Genomic DNA, 21,519 nt, shown 5'->3' with positions numbered 1-21,519 from the left:
AAGAGGACGTAGGCGTGCCGGCCGCCGCTGGGCAAGGCCATGTCGTACGGGACGGCCTATGAGCTGTTTTGCCGCCTGGCCAAGCAGGCCGGGTTCCGGGCCAGACCGCACATGCTGCGCCACTCGTCGAACACCAGGCTCCGGCGGGCTGGGGTGGATCGCCGGGTCGGCCACATCCAGCGGCAGCGAGCCGTCCAGGCGGCACGGGCTGCTGCCGAGGCTGTCGGGCGCCTGGCCGGGTTGCGCGTTGTCCGCTTTGAGGTAGCTGGTGGGCAACGCTTCGGCCGGGGCCGGGTGGGTCGTGGTCGGACCGGTATCGGCCGGACGATCGGTGGTCGGGCCGGTGATGGCTGCATCGGTGGTGTTGGAGAGATGGACCGGGCGGGACATGGCGACGCTCCCGAAAAGGCGTGTTCGGTTCGGACGTCGCTATGCCGCCACAGCGCCCGGACAGCAACCGGGCAGAAAATGATCAGACATCGGGCACGGCAAAGATCACGCCAAGCTTGGATCAGCCCCCGGAACTATGAATGACCTGCGAAAACGCTGGAATCGGGGCGTGTGCCCGTGCGGTAGCAAGAAGGCGGGATCCATGACATCGCGCCTGGAAAGCTGCCGCGACCTGCGGCAATGGGATGAGGTCGAGAGTCTCGGGTCAAGGTTGCGTCAACGCGGTGGACCCCGGCCCCGGCCGGTGACGGGCGCTGGGGCGCCGCCACGGGGTTTGGCCTGCGGTGCGGTCGCTCAGACGTCCTCGCCTGGGCCGCGTGGGCGGATCGGGGGCGCGCTGGTGCGGCGCATGCGGGCCTCGGCTTGCGCTCGGGTGATGAGGGCCGATACGGCATCGGCGGAACGGCGGGCCGCCAGCTCGTGGACCTCCTGGGGCGGGTCGCGGTCATCGATGATGATGACGGTCCCGTCGTCGTAGACATGGGTTCGGACCCGCCGGCCGAGCTGGCGTCCCATCGCCCGTGCAGCCCGTCGGACCTCGGCCACCTCACCAGTGACGGTCTCGCCGATCCGCGTGGCGCCCAGCCGCAGCGCCTGGGTGGTGGCCGACTCGATCGCGTCGACCTCAATGTCCAGGTGCAGCCGGTTCTTCACGGCTTTGTCCTCGGCAACCGGCTGGAACGCCAGCCGCACACCCCCCGGTGGTTCGACATGGGACCAGCCACGGGCGCGATCCACTGGGTCACCGCCGAGGAGGGTGGCCCAGAAGCGCACTAGACCACGCAGTCGGCCGCTTCACAGCTCGAAGACCTGGGCGGCCACGGGCGACACCGCCGTGTTCTGCCTGCACTGATCTCAGCCGCGGCACCCGATCCAGCCGTGGTCCTCGCCGTAGAGTGCCTAGGCCAGGTCGGCGCCGACGCGGCTGGCGCCGCAGATGTCGTCCAGGAGATGGCTACCAGCCCGCGTCGTGTGGCCCAGTTCGTTGACAGGGCAATCACCGACGACGAGAGGTACCAGCAGATCGCCACCCCTGATCGAACGGCGTCCTCCTGGCACTCCACAACGACCACCGCGTGGCGCCGTCCGCAAGCACACCGATCATGTGGGGAGTCCTTCAAGTGTCATGTCTGGCTTGTGGCGATGACGTGGACCAGCACGGATTCGTCGGGGAACAGAGGCGGCACGGCGATGCCCGAGACGGCGAGCGCCGAGCCGGGCAGGGCGAAGCCGCCGCTCGTCCAGGCCGGGGCCGTCCCGTGCGCGGTCACGGGCATGAGCGGACGCACCGAGTAGACGGTCGCCGGGTCGAGGCCAGGCAGCCGGACGCGGCCCGGTGGCCAGGTTGATGGGCGGTCCAGCATGGCGATCTCGTAGATGGCCTCGGTGGCGTCGGCTGCGACGACGCCATGGGCCTGCACGCTCTCGGGAACGTCGTCGATGCGGACCATGGCGCCGGTGTGGAGCAGGTGGCGGTGCTGTTTGTGCAGGGAGATCCAGGCGGCCAGGTCGTCGAGTTCGCCGTCAGCGAGCGTGGTGAGATTCCATTCGATCCCGTAGTGGCCGAAGAACGCGGTCGCGGCGCGGAAGGGCAGATCGTGCCGACGGCCGGTGGTGTGGGAGCGGTTGGCGCCGATGTGGCTGCCGATCAGCTCGGGCGGCAGCAGCTGTCCGGTCCAGCGCATGATCTGCCGGCGTTCTGCCGGGTCGATGCAGTCGCTGGCCCAGACCCGGTCGGTGCGCTGCAGGATGCCGAGGTCCACGCGGCCCCCGCCGCCGGAGCACGACTCGATCTCCAGACGCGGGTGTTCGGCCCGGATCTCATCGAGCAGCCGGTAGACGGCGTGGGTCTGGGCGTGGACAGAGGCCCGGCCGGCCCGGATCGTGGATCCGGCGTCCACGAGGTCGCGGTTGTGGTCCCATTTGATGAAGTCGAGGCCGTATTCGCTGATCAGGGCGAGCAGCCGTTCCTTGATGTAGGCGTAGGCCTCGGGGTTGGTCAGGTCCAGGACCTGCTGGTGCCTGGCGGGCGGTGGCAGGCGGTCGCCGGTCCGCAGGATCCAGCCGGGGTGGGCGCGGGCCAGGCCGGAGTCCGGGTTGATCATCTCGGGTTCGAACCAGAGCCCGAACTGCATGCCGAGCTCCTTGACCCGTTTGACCAGCGGATGCAGTCCGTCGGGCCAGACGTCCGGGTCGACGTACCAGTCCCCGAGTCCGGACCTGTCGTCGCGGCGGCCGTTGAACCAGCCGTCGTCGAGCACGAACCGTTCGACCCCGACCCGGGCGGCGCGGTCGGCGAGGTCCAGCAGGCGGTCCAGGTCGTGGTCGAAGTAGACGGCCTCCCAGGTGTTGAGCACGACGGGACGGGGTGAGGACGGGTGGGAGGGGCGGGCGCGCAGGTGGTCGTGGAAGCGGCGGGCCGCCTGGTCGAGGCCGCGGCCGTAGGTGGCGTAGAGCCACGGGGTCCGATAGGTCTCGCCAGTCGGCAGGATGATCTCGCCGGGCAGCAGCAGTTCGCCGCCGCCCAGCATGGTGCGGCCGGTGGAGGTGCGTTCGGCGTAGTGGCGGTGGTTGCCGCTGAAGCCGACGTGCAGGCCCCATGCCTCGCCGCGCTGGAAGCCGAGGTCGGAGGTGCCTGCGAGCAGGACGGTGGCGGCGTCGGCGCCGGTCCGGCCGCGGCGGTTCTCGCGCAGGTGAGTGCCGACGGTGAGAGGGCGCCGCTGGGGGATGCGTTCCTTGGCCCACCGCCCGGCCTGGTCGAGCAGTTCGGTGGGCGTGCCGGGGACGGCGAAGGCGAGGTTGAGCGTGTCCAGGGTGTAGGGCAGCTCGTGCTGGTTGCGCAGGTCCGCTCGTGCGCGGAGGAGGCCCGAGTGGTCGAGTTCGATGATGATCGTGAGGGTGAGACGGGCATACTCGTCTCGGGCGGTGGCGGTGAGGGTCTGCCCGGTCTGCTGATAGGTGACGCTGGTGAATGCGGGGGACCAGTTCTGTCCCTGGTGGTGGCCGGACAACCCGGGCATGCCCATCCAGCCGGTACGGGCTTCTGGCACCAGAGGAGTCCGTACGGGCACGTCGACGGTCATGTCCGGCCGGGGGCGCAGCTCGGCCGCGAGGTGAGCCAGAGACTCGTCGTCGAGCACGCCCAGGTCCGGCCCCCAGTGCAGGATCGCGGGCAGGGCGTCGGACGGGCACTCGATGATCACGGACACGCCGGCGGCTCTGAAGTGCAGGATCTGCATGAACGGCTTTCTGTGAGGCGGAGCGGAGGTCGTACGCGGCGTCAGCCCTTCAATCCTCCGCTGAGCAGGTCGAGTCGCCAGAAGCGCTGCAGGAACAGCAGCAGGGCGATGAGCGGGATCACCGACACGGCGGCGCCCACGATGGCGATGCCGTACAGGACGGGCTGGCCCGAGCCCTTGCTGAGCAGGGTGTACAGGCCCACGGTGATCGGAAACTTGGTCTCGTCCGACAGCATGATGTACGGCAGCAGGAAGTTGTTCCAGGTTCCGACGAACTGCAGCAGGAAGATCGTCACCATGCCGGGGATCATCATGGGCAACCCGATCGAGCCGAAGATGCGATACTCGCCCGCCCCATCGATCCTGGCCGCCTCCATCGTCGCGTCCGGGACGGACGCCATCGCGTACACCCTTGCCAGGTAGATGCCGAACGGCGAGATGAGGCCCGGCAGCAGGACCGACCAGTAGCCGCCCACCAGGTCCATCTCGGACATGATCAGGTATTGCGGGATGGCCAGCGTCATGCCGGGCACGAGGACGCCGGCCAGGACGGCGTAGAACAGGATGTTGCGGCCGCGGAACTCGTACTTGGCCATGGCGTATCCGGCCAGCGTCGAGATCAGGGTCGAGGCCGCGGAGCCGGCGACCGCGTACAGGACGCTGTTGGCCGTCCACCGCAGGTAGAGGCCGTTCCCGTAGGTGAACAGGTCGCGCAGGTTGTCCAGCAGGCCCGTTCCTGGGGCGAAGGTGAACGTCGAGAACAGTTCGCCGCTCGACTTGGTCGAAGCCACGAGCACCCACGCGACGGGCACCAGGCAGTAGATCGAGCCGATGAGCAGGACAAGGGTGGGAAGGATCTGGGCGCGCCGGTGCGGGAGCACGTGGCCGGTGGTACTCACCGCATGCCTCCGAAGGCGCGCTTCTGGGTGACCTTCAGGAGCACGACCGAGACCACAAGGGTACCTGCTGCCAGCAGGACGGAGGCGGCCGAGGCCAGCGGCAGGTCGTCCCGGATGAAGGCGTTGCGGTAGATGTGCATCAAGGGCACCCAATCCTGAGAGATCTCCGTGGTCATCGGTCTCACGGTGGTCGGCTCGCCGTACACCTGCAGCGTTCCGATCAGCGCGAACAGTCCGGTGAGCACGAGCGCGGGCGCCACCAGCGGGATCTTGATCAGCCAGGCGATCTGCCATTCGGAGGCACCGTCGATGCGTGCCGCGTCGTACAGCTCCGACGGGATGCCGCGCAGCGAAGTGAAGATAATGATCATGTTGAAGCCGACGCCGCCCCACACCGCGATGTTGGCCAGCGACGGGTAGATGCCGCCCGCGCCCAGAAATGGGATCTCACCCAGTCCCAGCTCCCGGGTCAGGTAGCTGAACGGGCTGGTCGAGGGCAGGTACATGAAGCCCCACAGCAGCGAGGCCGTCACGCCCGGGATGGCGTACGGGATGAAGATCGCCGTGCGCGAGAACCTCCTGGCCCGCGACCCGGCGTGGTCGAGGAGCAGCGCGAACAGCAGCGCCAGCCCGAGCGTGAGCGGCACGCTGATCAGGCCGTAGAGGGCGAGCCTGCCGAAGCCGGTGAAGAACTCTGGGTCGGTGAGCGTCTTCAGGTAGTTGTCGAGTCCGACGAAGACCTCCTCGCGCGTGCCGAAGATGCCCTTGCCGGTCAACCGCAGGCCGCGCGTGCTGAGGTAGATCGCGTAGCCGATGGGGATCGCCAGAAAGGCCAGGAAGAGGAGCACAGCGGGCGCCACGAACAGATACGGCGCCCGGGATCTGCGCTCGGCCCTGGCCCTGGTCATGGCGGTCATGGACCCGCGACCTTGAAGCCGGTGGTCTTCATGTCCTCCACCACGAGGGTGTGCGTCTTCTTCAGCGCGTCCCTCAGCGGAGTGCGGTTCTTGATCGCGGCGGAGACGGCGTCCTGGTACGCACTCTTGGCGGTGTTGACGTTCGGACCCCAGCTGATGTGCGGGATCGTGCGCTGGGCCGCCTTGGTGGCGATGTCCCAGTAGTCCTTCTGGTTCGCTGTCAGCTTGGGCGGCGGACTGCTGGTCGCGGCCTGCTGACCGGCCAGCGACGCCGGGTACTCGCCCAGCGCGATCTGGACGTCGTACGCCGTCTTGTTGGTTTCCATCCACTTGGCGAACGTCGCCGCGGCCTCGGGGTGCTTGGAGGCCTTGGTGACGGTCAACGCGGAGCCGCCCTGGAAGGCCACCCGGTCGTCGCCCGCCTTCCACTGCGGGAGAGGCGCGATGGCCCAGTCGCCCGCCTGCTTCTCCGCGATTCCGTACAGCACGCCCGGCGCCCACAGGGCGGCCGGCCAGGTGAGGATCTTGCCCTTGTTCAGCTTGTTGTTCCACTCGGGGGTGAGCAGTGGCTCGGCCTTGACGAGGTCCTTGTCGATGAGCCCCTGCCAGAAGTCGGCCACCTCAAGGGAGGCCTGGTCGGCGATGCCCACCGTCCACGTCTGGTCCTGGACCTTCCACCAGGAGGCGCCGGCCTGCTGGGCGAGCCCGGCGAAGTTGCCGAACTCCGACGGCGCGAAGGTCGCGAGGTAGGCCTCGGGGTCCTTCTTGCGCACGTCCGCCGCGACCTTCGCGAAGTCCTGCCAGGTGGCGGGCGGCTCGATCTTCAGCTCCTGGAAACGCTTCTTGTTGTAGACGAGGACCATCGGGCCGACGTCCTGCGGCACTCCGTAGACGGCGCCGTCGAAACTGGTCAGGTCCCACACTTCCGGGCTGAAGGCGTCCTTCACGTCGCCGGTGTAAGCGGAGATGTCGGCCAGCGCCCCGGCCACGATCATGGAAGGCAGGGTTTCGTATTCCATGCAGGCGGCGTCGGGGCCGTTGCCTGCCCGGTTCGCCGTCAGCAGCTTGGTCGCCGTGTCGGTGCCACCTCCCACGTCGGTGTGCTTGACCTGGATGTTCGGGTGGGCCTTGTTGAACGCCTCGACGTTGGCCTTCTGGGCGGAGCCCCAGCACCAGAACTCCAGAGTCACCGGCCCGGCGCTCGCCGCCGGCGTGCCGGTGCTCGCGGGCGTGCCCGACGAGCAGGCCGCCAGGACGGCGGCCGTGCCGAGCGCCGCGATGGAGCCGCCGAGCCTCGAGATACGCATCCGTGCCTCCTTCACTGCGAAGCGATGTGGCTTCGCAACAAAGCCAACCTAGAGACAAGTTGAGAGAAATGTCACTACCAATTAGCACTTTTCAGTGATTTCGATGTGAAGATGCGGTTACTCCGCGGACATGCTAGTTTCGCGGCAAAGCCAACAGGGGGTGAGCTGATGGAGGTTGAGTTTGGAAGCTGGTCCGGCATGTGGGACGACCTGCCGGACGCGGCACGCTCCATCGTCAAGGAGCTCATCATCCACGGCCCCGCGTCCCGGACCGCGCTGGCCAGGATCTTGCGCCTGTCGACCGGCAGCCTGACGAGACTGACCAAGCCCATGGTCGACGCCGGGCTCCTCGTCGAAGGCGACGTGGTGCACGACCCGGTCAACGGCCGCCCCACTCGCCCCCTGGACGTGGCCGCGGGCGAGCACCACTTCTTCGGTGTCAAGCTGACCGCGGACCACGTCCACGCCGTCGTCACCGACCTGCGCGCCCAGATCGTCGCGGCCCGCGACGAGCCGATCTCCGACCACGCTCCTGAGGCCGTGTGCCGCCAGGCCCGGCGGCTGCTCGACGAGCTGTCCGGCGGCGAGAAACCACCCGTCGGCGCCGGTGTCACGCTCGCCGGCGACGCCCGCGCCGCGGTTCAGCTCGGCGGCGAGCGGCTGGTCGACTCGGGGTTCCTAGGCTGGCGGCAGGTGCCGCTCAAGCTCCTGCTCGAGCAGGAGCTCGGGGTCCCGTGTGTGGTCAAGAACGACGTGGCGGCGCTGGCCCACCAGCATCACTGGTTCGGGGCGGCCCGCGGGTTGCGCGATTTCGCGCTCGTCTCGATCGGGGCGGGGATCGGCTACGCCCTCGTCGTGCACGACCACCTGGTGGCCGCGACCGAGGCGGACCTCGGCATGTTCGCCCACCTGGTGCTGAACGGCGGCGGACCGATGTGCCCGGAAGGCCACCGCGGATGCGCCGCCGCGTACTTGTCCAGCGAGTCGATCGTGACCGCCGCCGGACAAGGACTACGGCGGCCGGTGACGTACGAGGAGGTGATGCGCCTGGCCGCGCGAGGGGACAAGGTGTGCCTCGGCGTCGTCGGCGAGGCCGCGGACGCTCTCGGCAGGCTCATCGCCCACATCGCGACGTTCTCCATGGTCAAGAGGGTGATCGTGGCCGGCGAAGGCGTTGAACTGGCCCGCGTCGCGAAGGACGATCTCGACCGGGCCCTCAGTGTCAACCGGCGCGGCGTGACGAACTCGGCCGAGGTGATCATCGAGGCGGACGACTTTCGCGAATGGGCCCGTGGCGGCGCGGTGGTCGCCATCCAGGGCTTCGTCACCGGCAGCGACTAGTCGGCGCGGCCGCGACACCCCCCAGACGCCCCCAATGGAGGAAGCATGTTCTTCGGCGGAGACTACAACCCCGAACAGTGGCCCGAGGACGTCTGGCGGGAGGATGTCGAGCTGATGCGCCAGGCACGTGTCAATCTCGCCACCGTGGGGGTTTTCTCCTGGTCGCGGCTTGAGCCGTCGGAGGGGGTCTACGACTTCGGCTGGCTCGATCGCGTGCTCGATCTGCTGCACGACAACGATATCCAGGTCAATCTGGCGACCCCGACCGCGTCTCCGCCGCCCTGGTTCACCCTGGCCTATCCGGACGCGATGCCCGTGCGTGCCGACGGGGTCCGGCTCGCCCATGGCAGCCGGGACACGTACTGCGTCAACGCTCCCGCGTACCGGGCGGCCTCGCGCCACATCGTGACGGCGCTGGCCGAGCGGTATGGCGCGCACCCGGCGACGGCCATGTGGCACGTGCACAACGAGTACGGCACGATCTGCCACTGCGATCACTGTGCGACGGCCTTCCGCGCCTGGCTGCGTGACCGGCACAAGTCTCTCGACGCGCTCAACGAGCGGTGGACCACGGCGTTCTGGAGCCAGCACTACTCGTCGTGGGAGCAGATCCTGCCGCCGCGGGCCACCCAGTATCGGGCGAACCCCGCCCAGCTGCTGGACTACCGCCGGTTCTGCTCAGACGCGCTGCTGTCCCACTACCTTGAGCAGCGTGACATCCTGCGCGTTCACGGCGACCAGCCGGTGACCACCAACTACGTCATGGCCGGATGGACGCCCCTGGACCACTGGAAATGGTCAGCCGAGGTCGATCTCGTGGCGATCGACCACTACACCGACGAACCCGGCGACGGCGGCCTCGCCCAGGTCGCCTTCGCCGCTGACCTCGCCCGCTCCTGGGCGCGCGGGAAGCCGTGGATGCTGATGGAGCAGGGCGTCGCGGCCATGTACACTCCCGAGCGGACAGTCGCGCTGGAGCCGGGAGAGCACGTCCGGCGCAGCCTCGAATACGCCTCCCGTGGGGCCGCCGGGGTGCTGCACTTCCAGTGGCGGGCCTCACGTGGCGGGGCGGAGCAGTGGCACCAGGGCATGGTCCCGCACGCGGGTGCCGACAGCCGTGTCTTCCGCGAGGTCGCGGAACTAGGCCGGACGCTCAGCGCGCTTCCTCCGGCGCGGCCCGCCGAGGCCACCGAGGTGGCCATCCTCTGGGACGACGAGGCACACTGGGCGCTCCAGAACCCCGCCCTGCCGACCACCGGGCTGGACTTCCGTGTGTCGGTAGAGCAGGCGCACCGTGTGCTGTGGCAGCACGACATGGCCGCCGACTTCGTCCACCCCTCTCACGACATTTCGTCCTACCGGGTTGTCCTGGTGCCATCCCTCTACCTGATCTCCGACGAGGCCGCCACCAACCTCGCCGGGTACGTCGAACGCGGCGGCACCTTGATCGCGTCGTACTTCAGCGGCGTCGTCGATCCTGACACCCGCGTCCGGCTGGGCGGCTACCCCGGCGCCCTGCGCGACGTCCTCGGTGTCCGGGTCACGGAGTTCCAGCCGCTGGCCAGCCCCGTGACGCTGTCCGACGGGACGACCGGCGACTTCTGGAGCGAGACCGTCCTGTTGACGGGCGCCACGGCGACCGCGACGTACGCGGACGGCCGCCCGGCGGTCACCCGGCACCAGGTGGGATCGGGAACCGCCTGGTACGTCTCCACCAGGCTGGACCCGCCCGGTTACGCCAAGGTCCTGGCACTGGCCGGCGTCACGTGCTGACGTGTTGCGATGATCTCTGCGGCGGGGTCACGGTGACCGTGACGATCCACGAGCTCGTGCCCGAGACCGTCACCGACAGGATGAAGCGGTCGCTCCACTGCCGGCCTGCGAAATCGTGGCCCGTGCAGGCCCCGCCGCCGGGCGGCGGGGACGACGACGCGGCCGGAGCCGGGTCCGTCGTCGAATGTCAGCCCGACGGCGTCCGCGCCGCCAGGTGTTCTGGGGTGGTTGGTTACGGGGTCGTGTAGGGGTTTTGGGCGAGCAAGTGGGCCTTGTAGCCTTCGCCGACGCCGGGTTCGGGGGTACCGTTCCAGTCCTTGATAAGGACGCCGCCAGTGCTGCAGCCCCACGGGTTCCAGGTCCATGCCAGGTGGGACAGGTCGTGTGCGACGGCCCAGTCCATCAGCGTGTCCATGTAGTCGTAGCCGCAGTTGTCCTGGCCGAACTCGCCGATCACTACGGGTACCTGCTGGGCGAGTGGGGCGATTTGGGTGTCCCAGCAGGACGCGGTGGCGCAGGCGTTGAAGCTGTACGCGTGCCAGGACGCGGCGATGTTGTTCAGCGGGTCGTTCGGCTTGTATGCCAGCCACTCCCGCATGTCGTTGGCCCACTCCAGGCCGCCCACCATGAGGACGTTGGTCGCCCCGGTTGCCCGGACCGCGTCGACCAGCTCCTGCATGCCGGCCACCTCATAGGGAATGCCGGTGCAGGTGCCGCCGTCTCGCAGGCACTGCCAGCCCAAGGTCTTGTTCCAGTCGCTGCCTATCTCCGGGTACGGCTCGTTGAACAGATCGAAGACGACAGAGTCGTTGCCCTTGAAGGTGTTCGCGACGCTGGTCCAGAACTGGGGGGCGTACTGCGCGTCCGGCATCGGCTTCTGGCACGTCGCGGTGGCGTCCTTGCAGTGCCAGTCCGGCCCGTTGCTGTAGGCGCCCGAGGTCCAGTGCAGGTCGAGGATCGGGGTGATGCCGTTGGCGACCAGCAGGTTGACGTAGGCCTTCACGCCCTGCTGGTAGGTGGCGCCGCTGGGCGAGCCGTTGACGCCGAGCCAGCACTCCTCGTTCAACGGCAGGCGCACCGCGTGGATGTTCCAGCTCTTCATGGCATCGACCGAGGCTTGGTCGACCGGGCCACTGTCCCATTGGCCCTTGCCTTGCACGCAGGCGTATTCGCCGCTTGAGCGGTCCACGCCGAGCAGACGGTAAGGCTTGCCGTCCGACGTGACGATCTTGTTGCCGGACACTCGAAGGCGTGGTGCTGGACCGCTGGGGTTGGGGGAGGGACTGGTGGTTATGGTGGGGGTCGGCGTGGCCACCGAGCCGGTGCAGGTTGTGCCGTTGAGCGCGAACGAGGCGGGTACGGGGTTGGCGCCCTTCCATGCTCCGGCGAAACCGATGGAGGTGGACGCCCCGGTTTCCAGTGACCCGTTCCAATCCAGGCTGGCGGCGGATACGCGAGCCTCGGACTGCGTCCAGGCGGCGCTCCAGCCTTGGGTGACCTTCTGATCGGTGTTGGGGAAGTCGAATGTTAAGGTCCATCCCTTGACGGCGGAGCCGAGGTTGGTGATGGCCACGTTGGCGGTGAATCCGCTGGGCCATTGGCTCTGGACGGTGTACGTGACGGAGCAGCCAGTGCTAGCAGCCGACGAGGGGAGCGTGGTCGCTGCCATGCTACCCAGTGCCAGGACTCCGACGGCGCCGAACGTGAGCAGCGCATGACGATGTTTCATCTGATCCCTCTACTTGAGATAGATGCGGACAGCTGCTCCAGCATGCTTAGTTAGCAAAGTTATAAAAGTCAATCGCGAAGTTATATGCAGGAAGCAGAGCACCTGGAGGTCGGGATAGGCCCCAGCTCAAGGGCTTGACGTGGAGCTGCTCGTCCGGCGGATCGATGAAAATAAGGTAGCTTTTGTACATCAGGGTGTGGGAGGTGGCACGGTGACGAGCCCCATCTGGGCAACTCGGACGAAGACCCGCGGAATGGTGCTCGACTTGATCCGGGCGGCGCGGGCGATCAGCCGGGTGGAGCTCGTGGGGGCGACCGGTTTGACGGCGCCGACGATCTCCGAGGTCGTGCGTGAGCTCATGGTCGACGGTCTGGTCGTCGAGGCGGGGCTGGGGGCGTCGACGGGTGGCAAGCGACCGATGCTCGTCCAGCTCAATCCTTCAGCCCGCTACAGCGTCGGGGTGCAGCTGGAACGCAATACGTGCGTAATCGTTGTGGTCGATCTGGCCGGCCGGCAGGTCGCGAGGATGTCGTTCAGCGGAGTGTCCTCGATGCCGCCGGAGCGTGGGCTGTCGTCGGTGGCCACGCAGGTGAACGCGCTGCTCGACACGGCGGCCGTCGATCGCGACAAGGTGCTGGGAGTCGGCTTGGTCAGCTATGGGCCGCAAGATCGGCAGGCTGGCGTGTTGCTGACCCCGCAGCCCACCGAGGAGTGGTTCGGTTACCCGATCGCGGACCGTCTCGCCGAGAGCCTCGGTCTGCCGGTCCTGTTGGACAATGACGCGGCGGCGGCCGCGATCGGTGAGTACTGGATGGGCGCGGTGGAGCCACGCAGCACCTACGGCTGCATCTACATGGCCACCGGGATCGGCGGTGGCGTGGTGATCGCAGGCGAGGTGTATCGCGGCAGCTCCTCGAACAGCGTGGAGGTCGGCCACATCTCCATCGACGTCAACGGGGACGAGTGTCCTTGTGGCAACCGTGGTTGTCTGGAGAACTACGCCGGCCCGGCGGCGGTGGTCAGGCAGGCGCTGACGACGCCCGGGCTTGGCCAGCGGCTGGCGCTCGACCCGACCGGAGACGACTTCCTCACCGAGTTCGCGCGGCTCGCGGCCGCGGCGAACGCTGGTGACCCGGCCGCCCGGGGCCTGGTCGAACGGTCGGCCCGCTATCTGGGTTGCGCCGCGGTCACCATGGCCACTCTGTTCGACCTCGACACGGTGGTCCTCGCCGGGCCGAGTTTCGCGGTCGCCGGCTCGATCTACCAGTCGGTGATCCAGGAGGAGGTGGACCGCCGCACCTTCGCGCGGCGGGCTCACCGGGTGCGGGTCGTGCCATCGGTCAGCGGATCGGACGCCGCGGCGATCGGTGGGGCGGTCCTCGTCCTGCAGAGCGAGTTGACCCTCGGCCACGGCCGTCCGACGGACAACGCCCAACCACCGTCTCCCGAGGGCGAGGCGGCGGACGCGACCGCCGTGTGACGTCGCCGGGATGCTCGGACGTGGCCTGTCGCGGCCTTCGACGGAGCAGGGTGTTCAGCGGTCGCCGGGCAGGAGGCCCGCGCCGCGGGCCTGGAGTGTCAGCACGTTTTCGCCGCCATCGCGATGGCCTACCGAACGCATCTGCTCCGATGGGGCGCAGCGCGCCTGTGGCCCCAGCGGAGCTCCCCCTTTGTTCGGACGTCTACGAAAGTGCAGCCAGGGCTAGCGCCACCTGGAATGTGCGTCTTAGCAGAGCTCAGTAGCTTGGTCGGCGCGAAGATCGGCCAGCTCAAACCATGCCGCCTCTCCGACGACGCGATCGACTTCAGCCCGGCAGTGTTGACTTAATTAAGTTTATTACGTGATCATGACCTCTGTGTGAGGTCCGACGCCGCCGACCGATCGGAGCAGTTCCGATGATGCGTACCACGGTCCACGACGGATGGCACCTGGCTGCCGTGGGCGGGCCGGTGCCCGACTTTCTCGCCGGACGCCTCTTGCCGGCCCAGGTGCCGGGCAGTGCACACCTGGACCTGATGGCCGCGGGTGTCATCGCCGACCCGTACCTGGATCGCACTGAGGCCGACCTGGGCTGGGCACATCGTGTCGACTGGCGGTACTCGACGACGTTCCATGCCGAGGCGCCTCGCCCCGGCGAGCGGGTGGAACTGGTCTTCGACGGCATCGACACGGTCGGCATCGTCGAGCTGAACGGCCACGTCCTGGGCCATACCGCCAACATGCACCGCAGCTACCGGTTCGACGTTCGCGAGGTGCTGCACGAGGGGCGCAACGACCTTACCGTGACGCTGAAATCCGCACTCACCTATGCCGAGGACATGGAGGGCCGCCTCGGCCGACGGCAGCGCGCCTACCCCCACCCGTACAACGCGATCCGCAAGATGGCGTGCTCTTTCGGCTGGGACTGGGGTCCGGACCTGCAGACCGCCGGCCTGTGGAAGCCGGTACGGCTGGAACGCTGGGACACAGTGCGGCTGGTACGGGTACGTCCCCTCGTGACTGTTCAAGCGGACGGCACGGGCAGAATCGACGTGAACCTGGAACTGGACCGTGCCGACGACCGGGCCTACACCGTGGTGGCCGCGGTGGACGGACGCGAGGAACGGGTGACCGTGACCGGTGACACGGCGACGGTCAGCGTGGCGGTGCCGAATGCGCGGCTGTGGTGGCCGGTCGGGTACGGCGAACAGCCGCTGTACGACTTGACCGTGACCGTGCTGTCCGACGGAGACCCAGCGGATGACCCGGCGGATGTCGTCCGGCGCCGCGTGGGCTTCCGCACGGTCACCGTCGACACCGACCCCGACGAGATCGGTACCCCGTTCACCTTCGTCGTCAACGGCAAACAGCTCTTCGCCAAGGGTGCGAACTGGATTCCCGACGACCATTTCCTCACCCGGGTCACCCGCGAACGGATCGCGCGCCGCGTCGACCAGGCAGTCAAGGCGAACATGAACATGCTGCGGGTCTGGGGCGGCGGCATTTACGAGACCGACGACTTCTACGATGTCTGCGACGAGCGCGGCGTGCTGGTGTGGCAGGACTTTCCCTTCGCGTGCGCCTTCTACGCGGAAGAGGAACCCCTGCGCAGCGAGGTCGAGGCCGAGGCACGGGAGAACGTCACCCGACTCGTCGCTCACCCGTCGCTCGTGCTGTGGAACGGCAACAACGAAAACCTGCCCGCCTACCACGACTGGGGCTGGCAGGAGGACCTGCGGGGACGAAGCTGGGGGCTCGGCTACTACACCGATCTGCTGCCTAAGATCCTCGCCGAGCTGGACCCCACGCGTCCGTACGCACCCGGCAGCCCATACAGCCCCGGTGACCTGCCGCCGAACGAGCCGGACCACGGCACCCGACACGAGTGGGACGTGTGGAACGCGGTCGACTACATCCACTACCGCGACCACATCCCCCGTTTCTGCGCCGAGTTCGGCTTTCAGGCACCACCGACCTGGGCCACGCTCACCCGGTGGATCCACGACGAGCCCATCACATCGACCTCTCCCGGCTTTCTGCACCACCAGAAGGCTCATGACGGGAACGGGAACCTCCATCGCGGCCTTGCCCCTCACCTGCCCGTTCCGGCGGACTTCGAAGACTGGCACTGGGCGACACAGCTCAACCAGGCCCGCGCGGTCGCACTCGGCATCGAACACTTCCGTTCCTGGTGGCCACGAACCGCCGGCGCCCTCGTATGGCAGCTCAACGACTGCTGGCCGGCCATCTCATGGTCGGCCGTGGACAGCGCGGAGCGACCCAAACCCCTCTACTACGCGATCAAGCACGCTTTCGCCCCCCGGCTGCTGACCGTGCAGCCCCGCGGCGGCCGTCCCACGCTGATCGCCGTGAACGACCTCGACGAACCCTGGACCGCGGAGATCGTCGCGACGAGACAGACCTTCGCCGGCTCGATCCGTGCCATCGGTGAGTTCCCCCTTACCGTCGCACCGCGGTCGGCCACCCGGCTCGACCTGCCCGACGACTTGCTCAAACCCGTCGACGTGAGCAGCGAGGTGCTGGTCGTGACCACCGCGGACGCCCGGACCCACCACTTCTTCGCCGAGGACCGCGACCTCGCCTACCACCCGGTGCCCCTGACCGCGACTGTGGACCGCGTCACCGGTGGTTACCGCATCGAAGTGCATGCAGCCTTATTCACGCGCGACATCGTGGTCCTGGCGGACAAGGTCGCCCCTGACGCGATCGTCGACGACATGCTGGTTTCGCTCGCGGCGGGGGAGACATTCACCTTTCACATCCACACCGCCACGACGCTGCCCCACCCCGCCGCGCTGGCCGGCGCCCGGGTCCTGCGCCACGCCAACACGATCGCAGTCAGCACCACCAACACCGATTGGAGGTCGCGGCGATGACATGGAAGACGAAGTGGTACGGGCGCGCGTCCCGGCCGCATCGGTGGGCCGGAGGCCGTACGTCTGTGTCACGTGGATCACGCAGCTGACCAGATCCAGGCCGGACACATGGAGTCCGGCGATCTCGCCCCAGCGCAGGCCGGTGGCCATTTCGGTCACGATGAAAAGGGCGGTGTCGGGGTCGATGTCGTGGATCGCCTGGAGGTAGATGCTCACCTCGGGTCCGTACAGGATGGCCCGCGCGGTTACTGGGCCGGGCGGCAGACGGAAGCCGTCGCAAAGGGATGAGGTCAGCAGTGGTGGTTGCCGTCCTCGCCCTGCTGCATCGCCGCCTCGGCACCAGCGACCCCCGGACTCCGAAACGCAGCCCGTCCGGGATGTGGCCGAACTGCGATCCGTCCACCGAAAACCCGTCGTCGCAGGCATGATCCGCGAATACCACCAGGCGGTGTAACCCCAGATCAGACTACGTAACTCAATATTCGAGCGGCACAGCCGCCGCACCTTCAGCCGCGTCGAGATCTTCTGGGAAAAGATTTTCTCGCGGTCGATGCCGTGCGCGGCCAGCGTTTGCGAGAACCGCGCCTCTGACTCGGCGGACCGCGTGGGTCGGGGCCCCCGCTTGCGCTTGCATACTGAAACCGATCGGTTTACGGTGGTGGAAACCGGTCGGTTTCTCGTCCTGGAGGCGAGTCCGAAAACGAGACTCACTAGGGGAATCGGATGACTACTACGCGCGACGCCGAGCGGCAACCGCCGGATCCGCAGCTGCCGGCGAAGCTGGCTGGGCATCCGTCGGTGCAGGCCGTACTCGCCCGGCGGAGGGCTGGTGACGTCGCGAGCCCGCCGGCGGTGATCGACGCGGCCTGGCTGCGCGAGCTGTGCCTGGCGGCCGGTGCGGACGACGCGGCCGCGGTCAGCCTGGACCACCCCGACCTGGCCGGCGAGCGCGAGCACGCGCTGGCCGCGTTGCCCGGCACCCGCACTCTGATCGCGATGGCGGTCCGGATGAACCGCGACAACTGCCGCTCCCCGGCCCGCAGCGTGGCCAACCAGGAGTTCCACCAGACCGACGAGCAGGCCAACCATGCCGCCCGCAGCGTCACCCAGGCACTGCAGGACGCCGGCTACCGCGCGCTCAACCCGTCGGTCGGCTTCCCTCAGGAGATGGGCCGCTACCCCGGACGGATCTGGGTGGTGGCACACAAGACGGTCGCGGTGGCCGCGGGGCTCGGCGTGATGGGCCTGCACCGCAACGTCATCCACCCGAAGTTCGGCAATTTCGTGCTGCTGGCCACCGTCCTGGTGGACGCCCAGGTGAGCGAGTACGGGCAGGCGCTGGACTACAACCCCTGCATCGACTGCAAGCTGTGCGTCGCCGCCTGCCCGGTCGGCGCCATCAGCAAGGACGGCGACTTCGACTTCTTCGCCTGCACCACGCATAACTACCGTGAGTTCATGAGCGGGTTCACCGACTGGGCGCAGACCGTGGCCGACAGCCAGGACGCCGCCGACTACCGCTCCCGGGTCACCGATTCCGAGAGCGCCTCGATGTGGCAGAGCCTGGCCGCTCCCCCCGGCTACAAGTCCGGCTACTGCATGGCCGTCTGCCCCGGCGGCGAGGACGTCCTGGGCCCGTACCTGGAAGATCGCAAGACCTTCATGGACACCGTACTGCGGCCGCTCCAGGATAAGGAGGAGACCCTCTATGTCCTGCCGGGCTCGCACGCGCAGGAATACGCCCAGCGCCGTTTCCCCCACAAGCCGGTCAAAGAAGTCACCGGCGGCTGGCAGCCTCCGGTGAAACGCCCCGTCTCCTCCTGACCCGGCGCACTCCCGGCCACGCCCGTGCTCGGTCGCGAACGTCCGCACTGTTGTCGGCGAATACTGAGCCCGCTCGTGCTGCATGAGGTGTTTTTCGGCGTACGACGCTTCCACGGGCTTTGTGCTCGCTCTCGCGAAGCATCCCTCATGCCATCCGGCCTGATGCCCGACTTATCCAACGGAGCTGCGAGCGGTCGCCGGGTGGCACTCACCGAGCCAGGAGATCCACCGTTCTGCTGCGGCCGGGCGCGCCAAGGGGTGAACGTTCTACGTCGGCGCCAACATCGATCCCGTCGGTCAGTTGACGAAGCTGCCCGTCGGTCTGGTCAACGCCGACACGGGGGCCGCTGCCGGTGGCAAGCAGGTCAACCTGGGAGCGCAGATCACCGAGTCGATCAAAAAGTCCACTGCGAGCGGGGACAGGATCGACTGGAAGCTGATGGACGAGAAGGAGGTGAAGGAGGAACTCGGCAAGGGGAAGTTGTACGGCGCGCTCGTCGTGCCCGGCAACTTCACCTCCTCCGTCACCGCACTGACCGGCGCCGCAGGCGCCGAGCGCCCGATTCGCCCGACGCTGCGGGTGCTGACCAACCAGTCCGCCGGCAGCCTCGGTCCCAGCCTGGCTCGCGCGGCTTCGACGGCGGCGGCCAAGAGCGCCTCGCTCCAGGTGGGCACGGAACTGGCCGCGCAGAATGGGGCCGAGCAGGCCAAGCTGCCCGCCGCGGCACGCATCCTGCTGGCGACCCGGCCGCCGTCACGGTGGAGGACAGCCATCTGCTCGACTCGCACAGCGGCCTGGGCTTGACCGCGTTCTACTACGCGCTTGTCCTCGTGGTCTGCGCCATGCTCGCCGCCAATGTCATCAGCGGTCAGGTGGACCACGCCCTCGGCTACACCCACAACGACATGGGCCCGCTGCGCCTGGACGCCTCCCACCTGCCGCTGCTGTGGCTGTACTCGGTGTGCGCCATCGCGGTCTGCGGGATCGGTGCGCTCGCCCTCCTTGCCGTGTTCGGCACGCCCGGCCTGCTGGTGGTCACGTTGGTCTATATCGCGATGGCGGTGCCGACGGCCGGTGCCACCACCCCCATCGAGGCGCTGCCCGGCTTCTACCGCTTCCTCGCGGAGTTCGAGCCGCTGCGGCAGATCACCGGCGGTGTCCGCTCGATCCTCTACTACGACGCCCAAGGTGACGCGGGCCTGACCCGGGGGTGGGTGATGATGGCCGTCGGCCTCGTGGCGGCCGCGCTATTCGGGTTCGGTGTGACAGGCTGGTACGACCGCAAGGGGCTGCACCGCATCCCCGCCGAGACGAAGGCTGAGAAGAGCACTGTCCCGGCATAGCGGAACGCAACTCACCCCCGAACGGGGCCATGGTGCCGAGCGGTCCCGGTGCGTGTCGCCTTGCGGGAAGGTGTGCACACCATCAGGAATCGGCCGCGGGTCTCTCCCCAAGGCCGTCGCCGAGCCTCTGAGCGGACCTCGGGTGTCCGCTCGGCTCTGCGCGGCGCCGGATATCGCGATGGCACACGCTGGAAACCGATCGGTTTTCATTTCGCCGGAATGGAGTTAACCTCGCAGTATGACCACCGAAGTGAGGCTAAGTCCCCGCGAGCGGCTGCTGGAGGCGGCGGCCACGCTCACCTACCGAAACGGTGTCGGCATCGGCATCGAGGCGCTGTGCAAGGCGGCCGGGGTGTCGAAGCGCTCCATGTACCAGCTGTTCGAGAGCAAGGACGAACTGCTGGCGGCGAGCCTGGAGGAGCGCTCGTCTGCCTTCGTGGCGAAGCTCCTGCCTGCGGCGGACGATGGCCGTCCTCCCCGCGAGCGGATCCTGCACGTCTTCGAGCAGGTGGAGTTGCAGGCGGGTGCGCCCGAGTTCCGAGATTGCCAGTACCTCGCTGTGCAGATCGAGCTCAAGGATCAGAGTCATCCTGCGAGCCAGGTGGCGCACCGGGTCAAGGGGAACCTGATGGCCTTTTTCCGCGCTGAGGCCGAGCAAGGTGGGGCGAGCGACCCGGACCTGCTGGCCCGGCAGCTCAGCGTGGTCTTCGACGGCGCCAGCGCCCGTGCGGGGATCGGAGCCGACAACCTGACAGGGCTCATTGCGCCCACTGTGGCCACCCTGCTCGATGCGGCAGGCATGCGCTGACGCATCGCTTTTCCGAGCAGGCTCGGTGAATGGTGTGCCGATGGCCGGCATCGTTTGCAGGTGTCTTGCCCAGGGAGGTTCCTCCCGGCCGGCCGGGAGGAAGTCGGCAGGCATCCGGCTGCCGGCCCCACTGTTGCGTAGCGATCGGGCGATAGGCCATCGAGGAGGCTGAGTGCCGAGTGCGGTACGGCGGGAGTCGCGTTCACGCTGGGCGTGAGGTTTGCCGAGGCCGGGACGGGCGTAGAAATCGTCAATGGCCGGCAGGTAGGTGTCGATGGCGTAGGGGGCGCGGCGGCCCTTCTTCAGGTGCCGCCCGAAGTCGCGCGATGTACCTATGAAACGCACTGCTGAAGAGGCGGCGGCCACCCGTGCCCAGGTGTTGGAAGCCGCCATCCTGGTGTTCGCCGGCACGGGCTGGAAAGAGGCCTGTCCAGTGCCAGAATCTGGCAATGAGGGTCTGACCTGGTCTTCTAGGCTCGTCTCTTGTGTTGTTTCGGCTTCTGTATCTGCTGGTGGTCAGGGTGTTCGGCTGGCTGGTGCTGCTCACTCGGGGCAGCGCCTCCAAAGAGGTGGAGATCTTGATGTTGCGGCATGAGGTCGCGGTGCTGCGTCGCCAGGTCCTCCAGCCCAGGCCGGACTGGGCCGATCGGGCGCTGTTGGCCGCGCTGGCCAGGCTGTTACCCGGTCGCCTTCGGCTGCATCGCATCGTGACGCCCGGCACGCTGCTGGCCTGGCACCGCAGGCTGGTGAAGAAGAAGTGGACCTACCCTGCCAAACACGGCCGGCCGCTTATCTCTGAGGAGATCCGCGACCTGATCGTCCGGTTGGCGCGGGAGAATCCACGATGGGGGCATCGGCGCATCCGGGGCGAGCTACTTGGCCTTGGGGTGCGGGTGGGGGAAGGGACGGTCCGCCGGGTTCTGGCGGCGATGAGGCTTGGGCCCGCGCCGCGTCGGGCTTCACTGAGCTGGCGCCAGTTCCTGACTGCTCAGGCCTCCGGCATCCTGGCGTGCGACTTTCTCCACGTCGATACGGTGTTCCTCAAGCGCCTGTACGTGTTGTTCGTTATGGAGATCGAAACGCGGCGCGTGCACATTCTCGGCGTCACGGCTCATCCGACCGGTGCCTGGACAGCGCAGCAGGCGCGCAATCTGCTGATGGACTTGGGCGAGCGAGCCGACGGGTTCAAGTTCCTGATCCGCGACAGGGACGGCAAATTCGGCGGAGGGTTTGACGATGTGCTCGCCGGGGCGGACGTGCGCATGCTCAAGATTCCGCCGCGCTCGCCACGGGCGAATGCGTTCGCCGAGCGGTTCGTCGGTACGCTCCGACGCGAATGCCTCGATCACCTTCTGGTCCATGGCGAGCGGCACCTGAGACAGATCCTGGCTGAGCATGAGCGCCACTACAACCAGCTGTAGAACGACACTCCGTTTGAGCACGTAGATGACGTGCGGCGACATGGCCGTTGTCCATGATCTTGAGTGTGATTGAGTCAATCGTCGCTGTTC

General features: G+C 67.9%; 14 protein-coding genes and 1 pseudogene. 9 read left to right on the top strand and 6 right to left on the bottom strand.

Annotated elements, in window-relative coordinates; genetic code table 11:
- Positions 1 to 744 precede the first annotated feature (744 nt).
- The 5 genes from ACIBI9_RS59230 to ACIBI9_RS59210 form a co-directional block, all read right to left on the bottom strand.
- Positions 745 to 1,224, bottom strand: coding sequence for a VOC family protein (locus ACIBI9_RS59230; RefSeq protein ID WP_397236521.1), 480 nt, complete (start codon positions 1,222 to 1,224; stop codon positions 745 to 747).
- Between the two features lie 350 nt (positions 1,225 to 1,574).
- Positions 1,575 to 3,689 carry an alpha-galactosidase gene (locus ACIBI9_RS59225; protein WP_397236519.1) on the bottom strand — a complete coding sequence of 705 codons (2,115 nt, stop codon included), beginning with the start codon at positions 3,687 to 3,689 and terminating at the stop codon, positions 1,575 to 1,577.
- A 41-nt stretch (positions 3,690 to 3,730) separates the two neighbouring features.
- On the bottom strand, positions 3,731 to 4,588 hold the full coding sequence (locus ACIBI9_RS59220) for a carbohydrate ABC transporter permease (protein WP_397236517.1): 858 nt from the start codon (positions 4,586 to 4,588) through the stop codon (positions 3,731 to 3,733).
- Positions 4,585 to 5,505: a carbohydrate ABC transporter permease gene (locus ACIBI9_RS59215; protein ID WP_397236515.1), complete on the bottom strand. Its 921-nt coding sequence runs from the start codon at positions 5,503 to 5,505 to the stop codon at positions 4,585 to 4,587. Before ACIBI9_RS59215 ends, ACIBI9_RS59220 begins: the two co-directional genes overlap by 4 nt.
- A complete protein-coding gene (locus ACIBI9_RS59210; protein WP_397236513.1) occupies positions 5,502 to 6,812 on the bottom strand; it encodes an ABC transporter substrate-binding protein in 1,311 nt (436 codons plus the stop codon). Before ACIBI9_RS59210 ends, ACIBI9_RS59215 begins: the two co-directional genes overlap by 4 nt.
- 168 nt (positions 6,813 to 6,980) lie before the next feature.
- On the opposite strand from ACIBI9_RS59210, the gene ACIBI9_RS59205 reads away from it, so the two are divergent.
- Both ACIBI9_RS59205 and ACIBI9_RS59200 read left to right on the top strand, forming a co-directional pair.
- Positions 6,981 to 8,153 (top strand): ROK family protein, encoded by a 1,173-nt coding sequence (locus ACIBI9_RS59205; protein ID WP_397236511.1) that lies wholly within the window; start codon positions 6,981 to 6,983, stop codon positions 8,151 to 8,153.
- Between the two features lie 45 nt (positions 8,154 to 8,198).
- Positions 8,199 to 9,926, top strand: coding sequence for a beta-galactosidase (locus tag ACIBI9_RS59200; RefSeq protein ID WP_397236509.1), 1,728 nt, complete (start codon positions 8,199 to 8,201; stop codon positions 9,924 to 9,926).
- Positions 9,927 to 10,158: 232 nt separating this feature from the next.
- Here the strand turns inward: ACIBI9_RS59200 and ACIBI9_RS59195 are convergent, their stop codons facing one another.
- Positions 10,159 to 11,655, bottom strand: a complete 1,497-nt coding sequence (locus ACIBI9_RS59195) for a cellulase family glycosylhydrolase (protein WP_397236507.1) — start codon at positions 11,653 to 11,655, stop codon at positions 10,159 to 10,161.
- Positions 11,656 to 11,908: 253 nt separating this feature from the next.
- On the opposite strand from ACIBI9_RS59195, the gene ACIBI9_RS59190 reads away from it, so the two are divergent.
- The 7 genes and pseudogenes from ACIBI9_RS59190 (at position 11,909) to ACIBI9_RS59160 (ending at position 21,429) form a co-directional block, all read left to right on the top strand.
- A complete protein-coding gene (locus tag ACIBI9_RS59190; RefSeq protein ID WP_397236505.1) occupies positions 11,909 to 13,135 on the top strand; it encodes an ROK family protein in 1,227 nt (408 codons plus the stop codon).
- A 416-nt stretch (positions 13,136 to 13,551) separates the two neighbouring features.
- Positions 13,552 to 16,032, top strand: coding sequence for a glycoside hydrolase family 2 protein (locus ACIBI9_RS59185; RefSeq protein ID WP_397236503.1), 2,481 nt, complete (start codon positions 13,552 to 13,554; stop codon positions 16,030 to 16,032).
- 723 nt (positions 16,033 to 16,755) lie between these two features.
- Positions 16,756 to 17,856: a 4Fe-4S binding protein gene (locus tag ACIBI9_RS59180; RefSeq protein WP_397236501.1), complete on the top strand. Its 1,101-nt coding sequence runs from the start codon at positions 16,756 to 16,758 to the stop codon at positions 17,854 to 17,856.
- Between the two features lie 277 nt (positions 17,857 to 18,133).
- Positions 18,134 to 18,661, top strand: a pseudogene (locus ACIBI9_RS59175) (YhgE/Pip domain-containing protein); the annotation flags it as partial.
- A complete protein-coding gene (locus tag ACIBI9_RS59170; RefSeq protein ID WP_397236499.1) occupies positions 18,616 to 19,200 on the top strand; it encodes a DUF3533 domain-containing protein in 585 nt (194 codons plus the stop codon). The pseudogene ACIBI9_RS59175 and the gene ACIBI9_RS59170, both read left to right, overlap by 46 nt.
- A 238-nt stretch (positions 19,201 to 19,438) precedes the next feature.
- Positions 19,439 to 20,008 carry a TetR/AcrR family transcriptional regulator gene (locus ACIBI9_RS59165; protein WP_397236497.1) on the top strand — a complete coding sequence of 190 codons (570 nt, stop codon included), beginning with the start codon at positions 19,439 to 19,441 and terminating at the stop codon, positions 20,006 to 20,008.
- 485 nt (positions 20,009 to 20,493) lie between these two features.
- The gene (locus tag ACIBI9_RS59160) at positions 20,494 to 21,429 is read left to right on the top strand and encodes an integrase core domain-containing protein (protein ID WP_397236495.1); all 936 of its coding nucleotides are present in this window, start codon (positions 20,494 to 20,496) and stop codon (positions 21,427 to 21,429) included.
- The last annotated feature ends 90 nt before the right edge of the window (positions 21,430 to 21,519 follow it).

Source organism: Nonomuraea sp. NPDC050451, from assembly GCF_044458585.1.
Note: the sequence above shows the minus strand (reverse complement) of the source record. Positions and strands in the feature narration are given on the sequence as shown.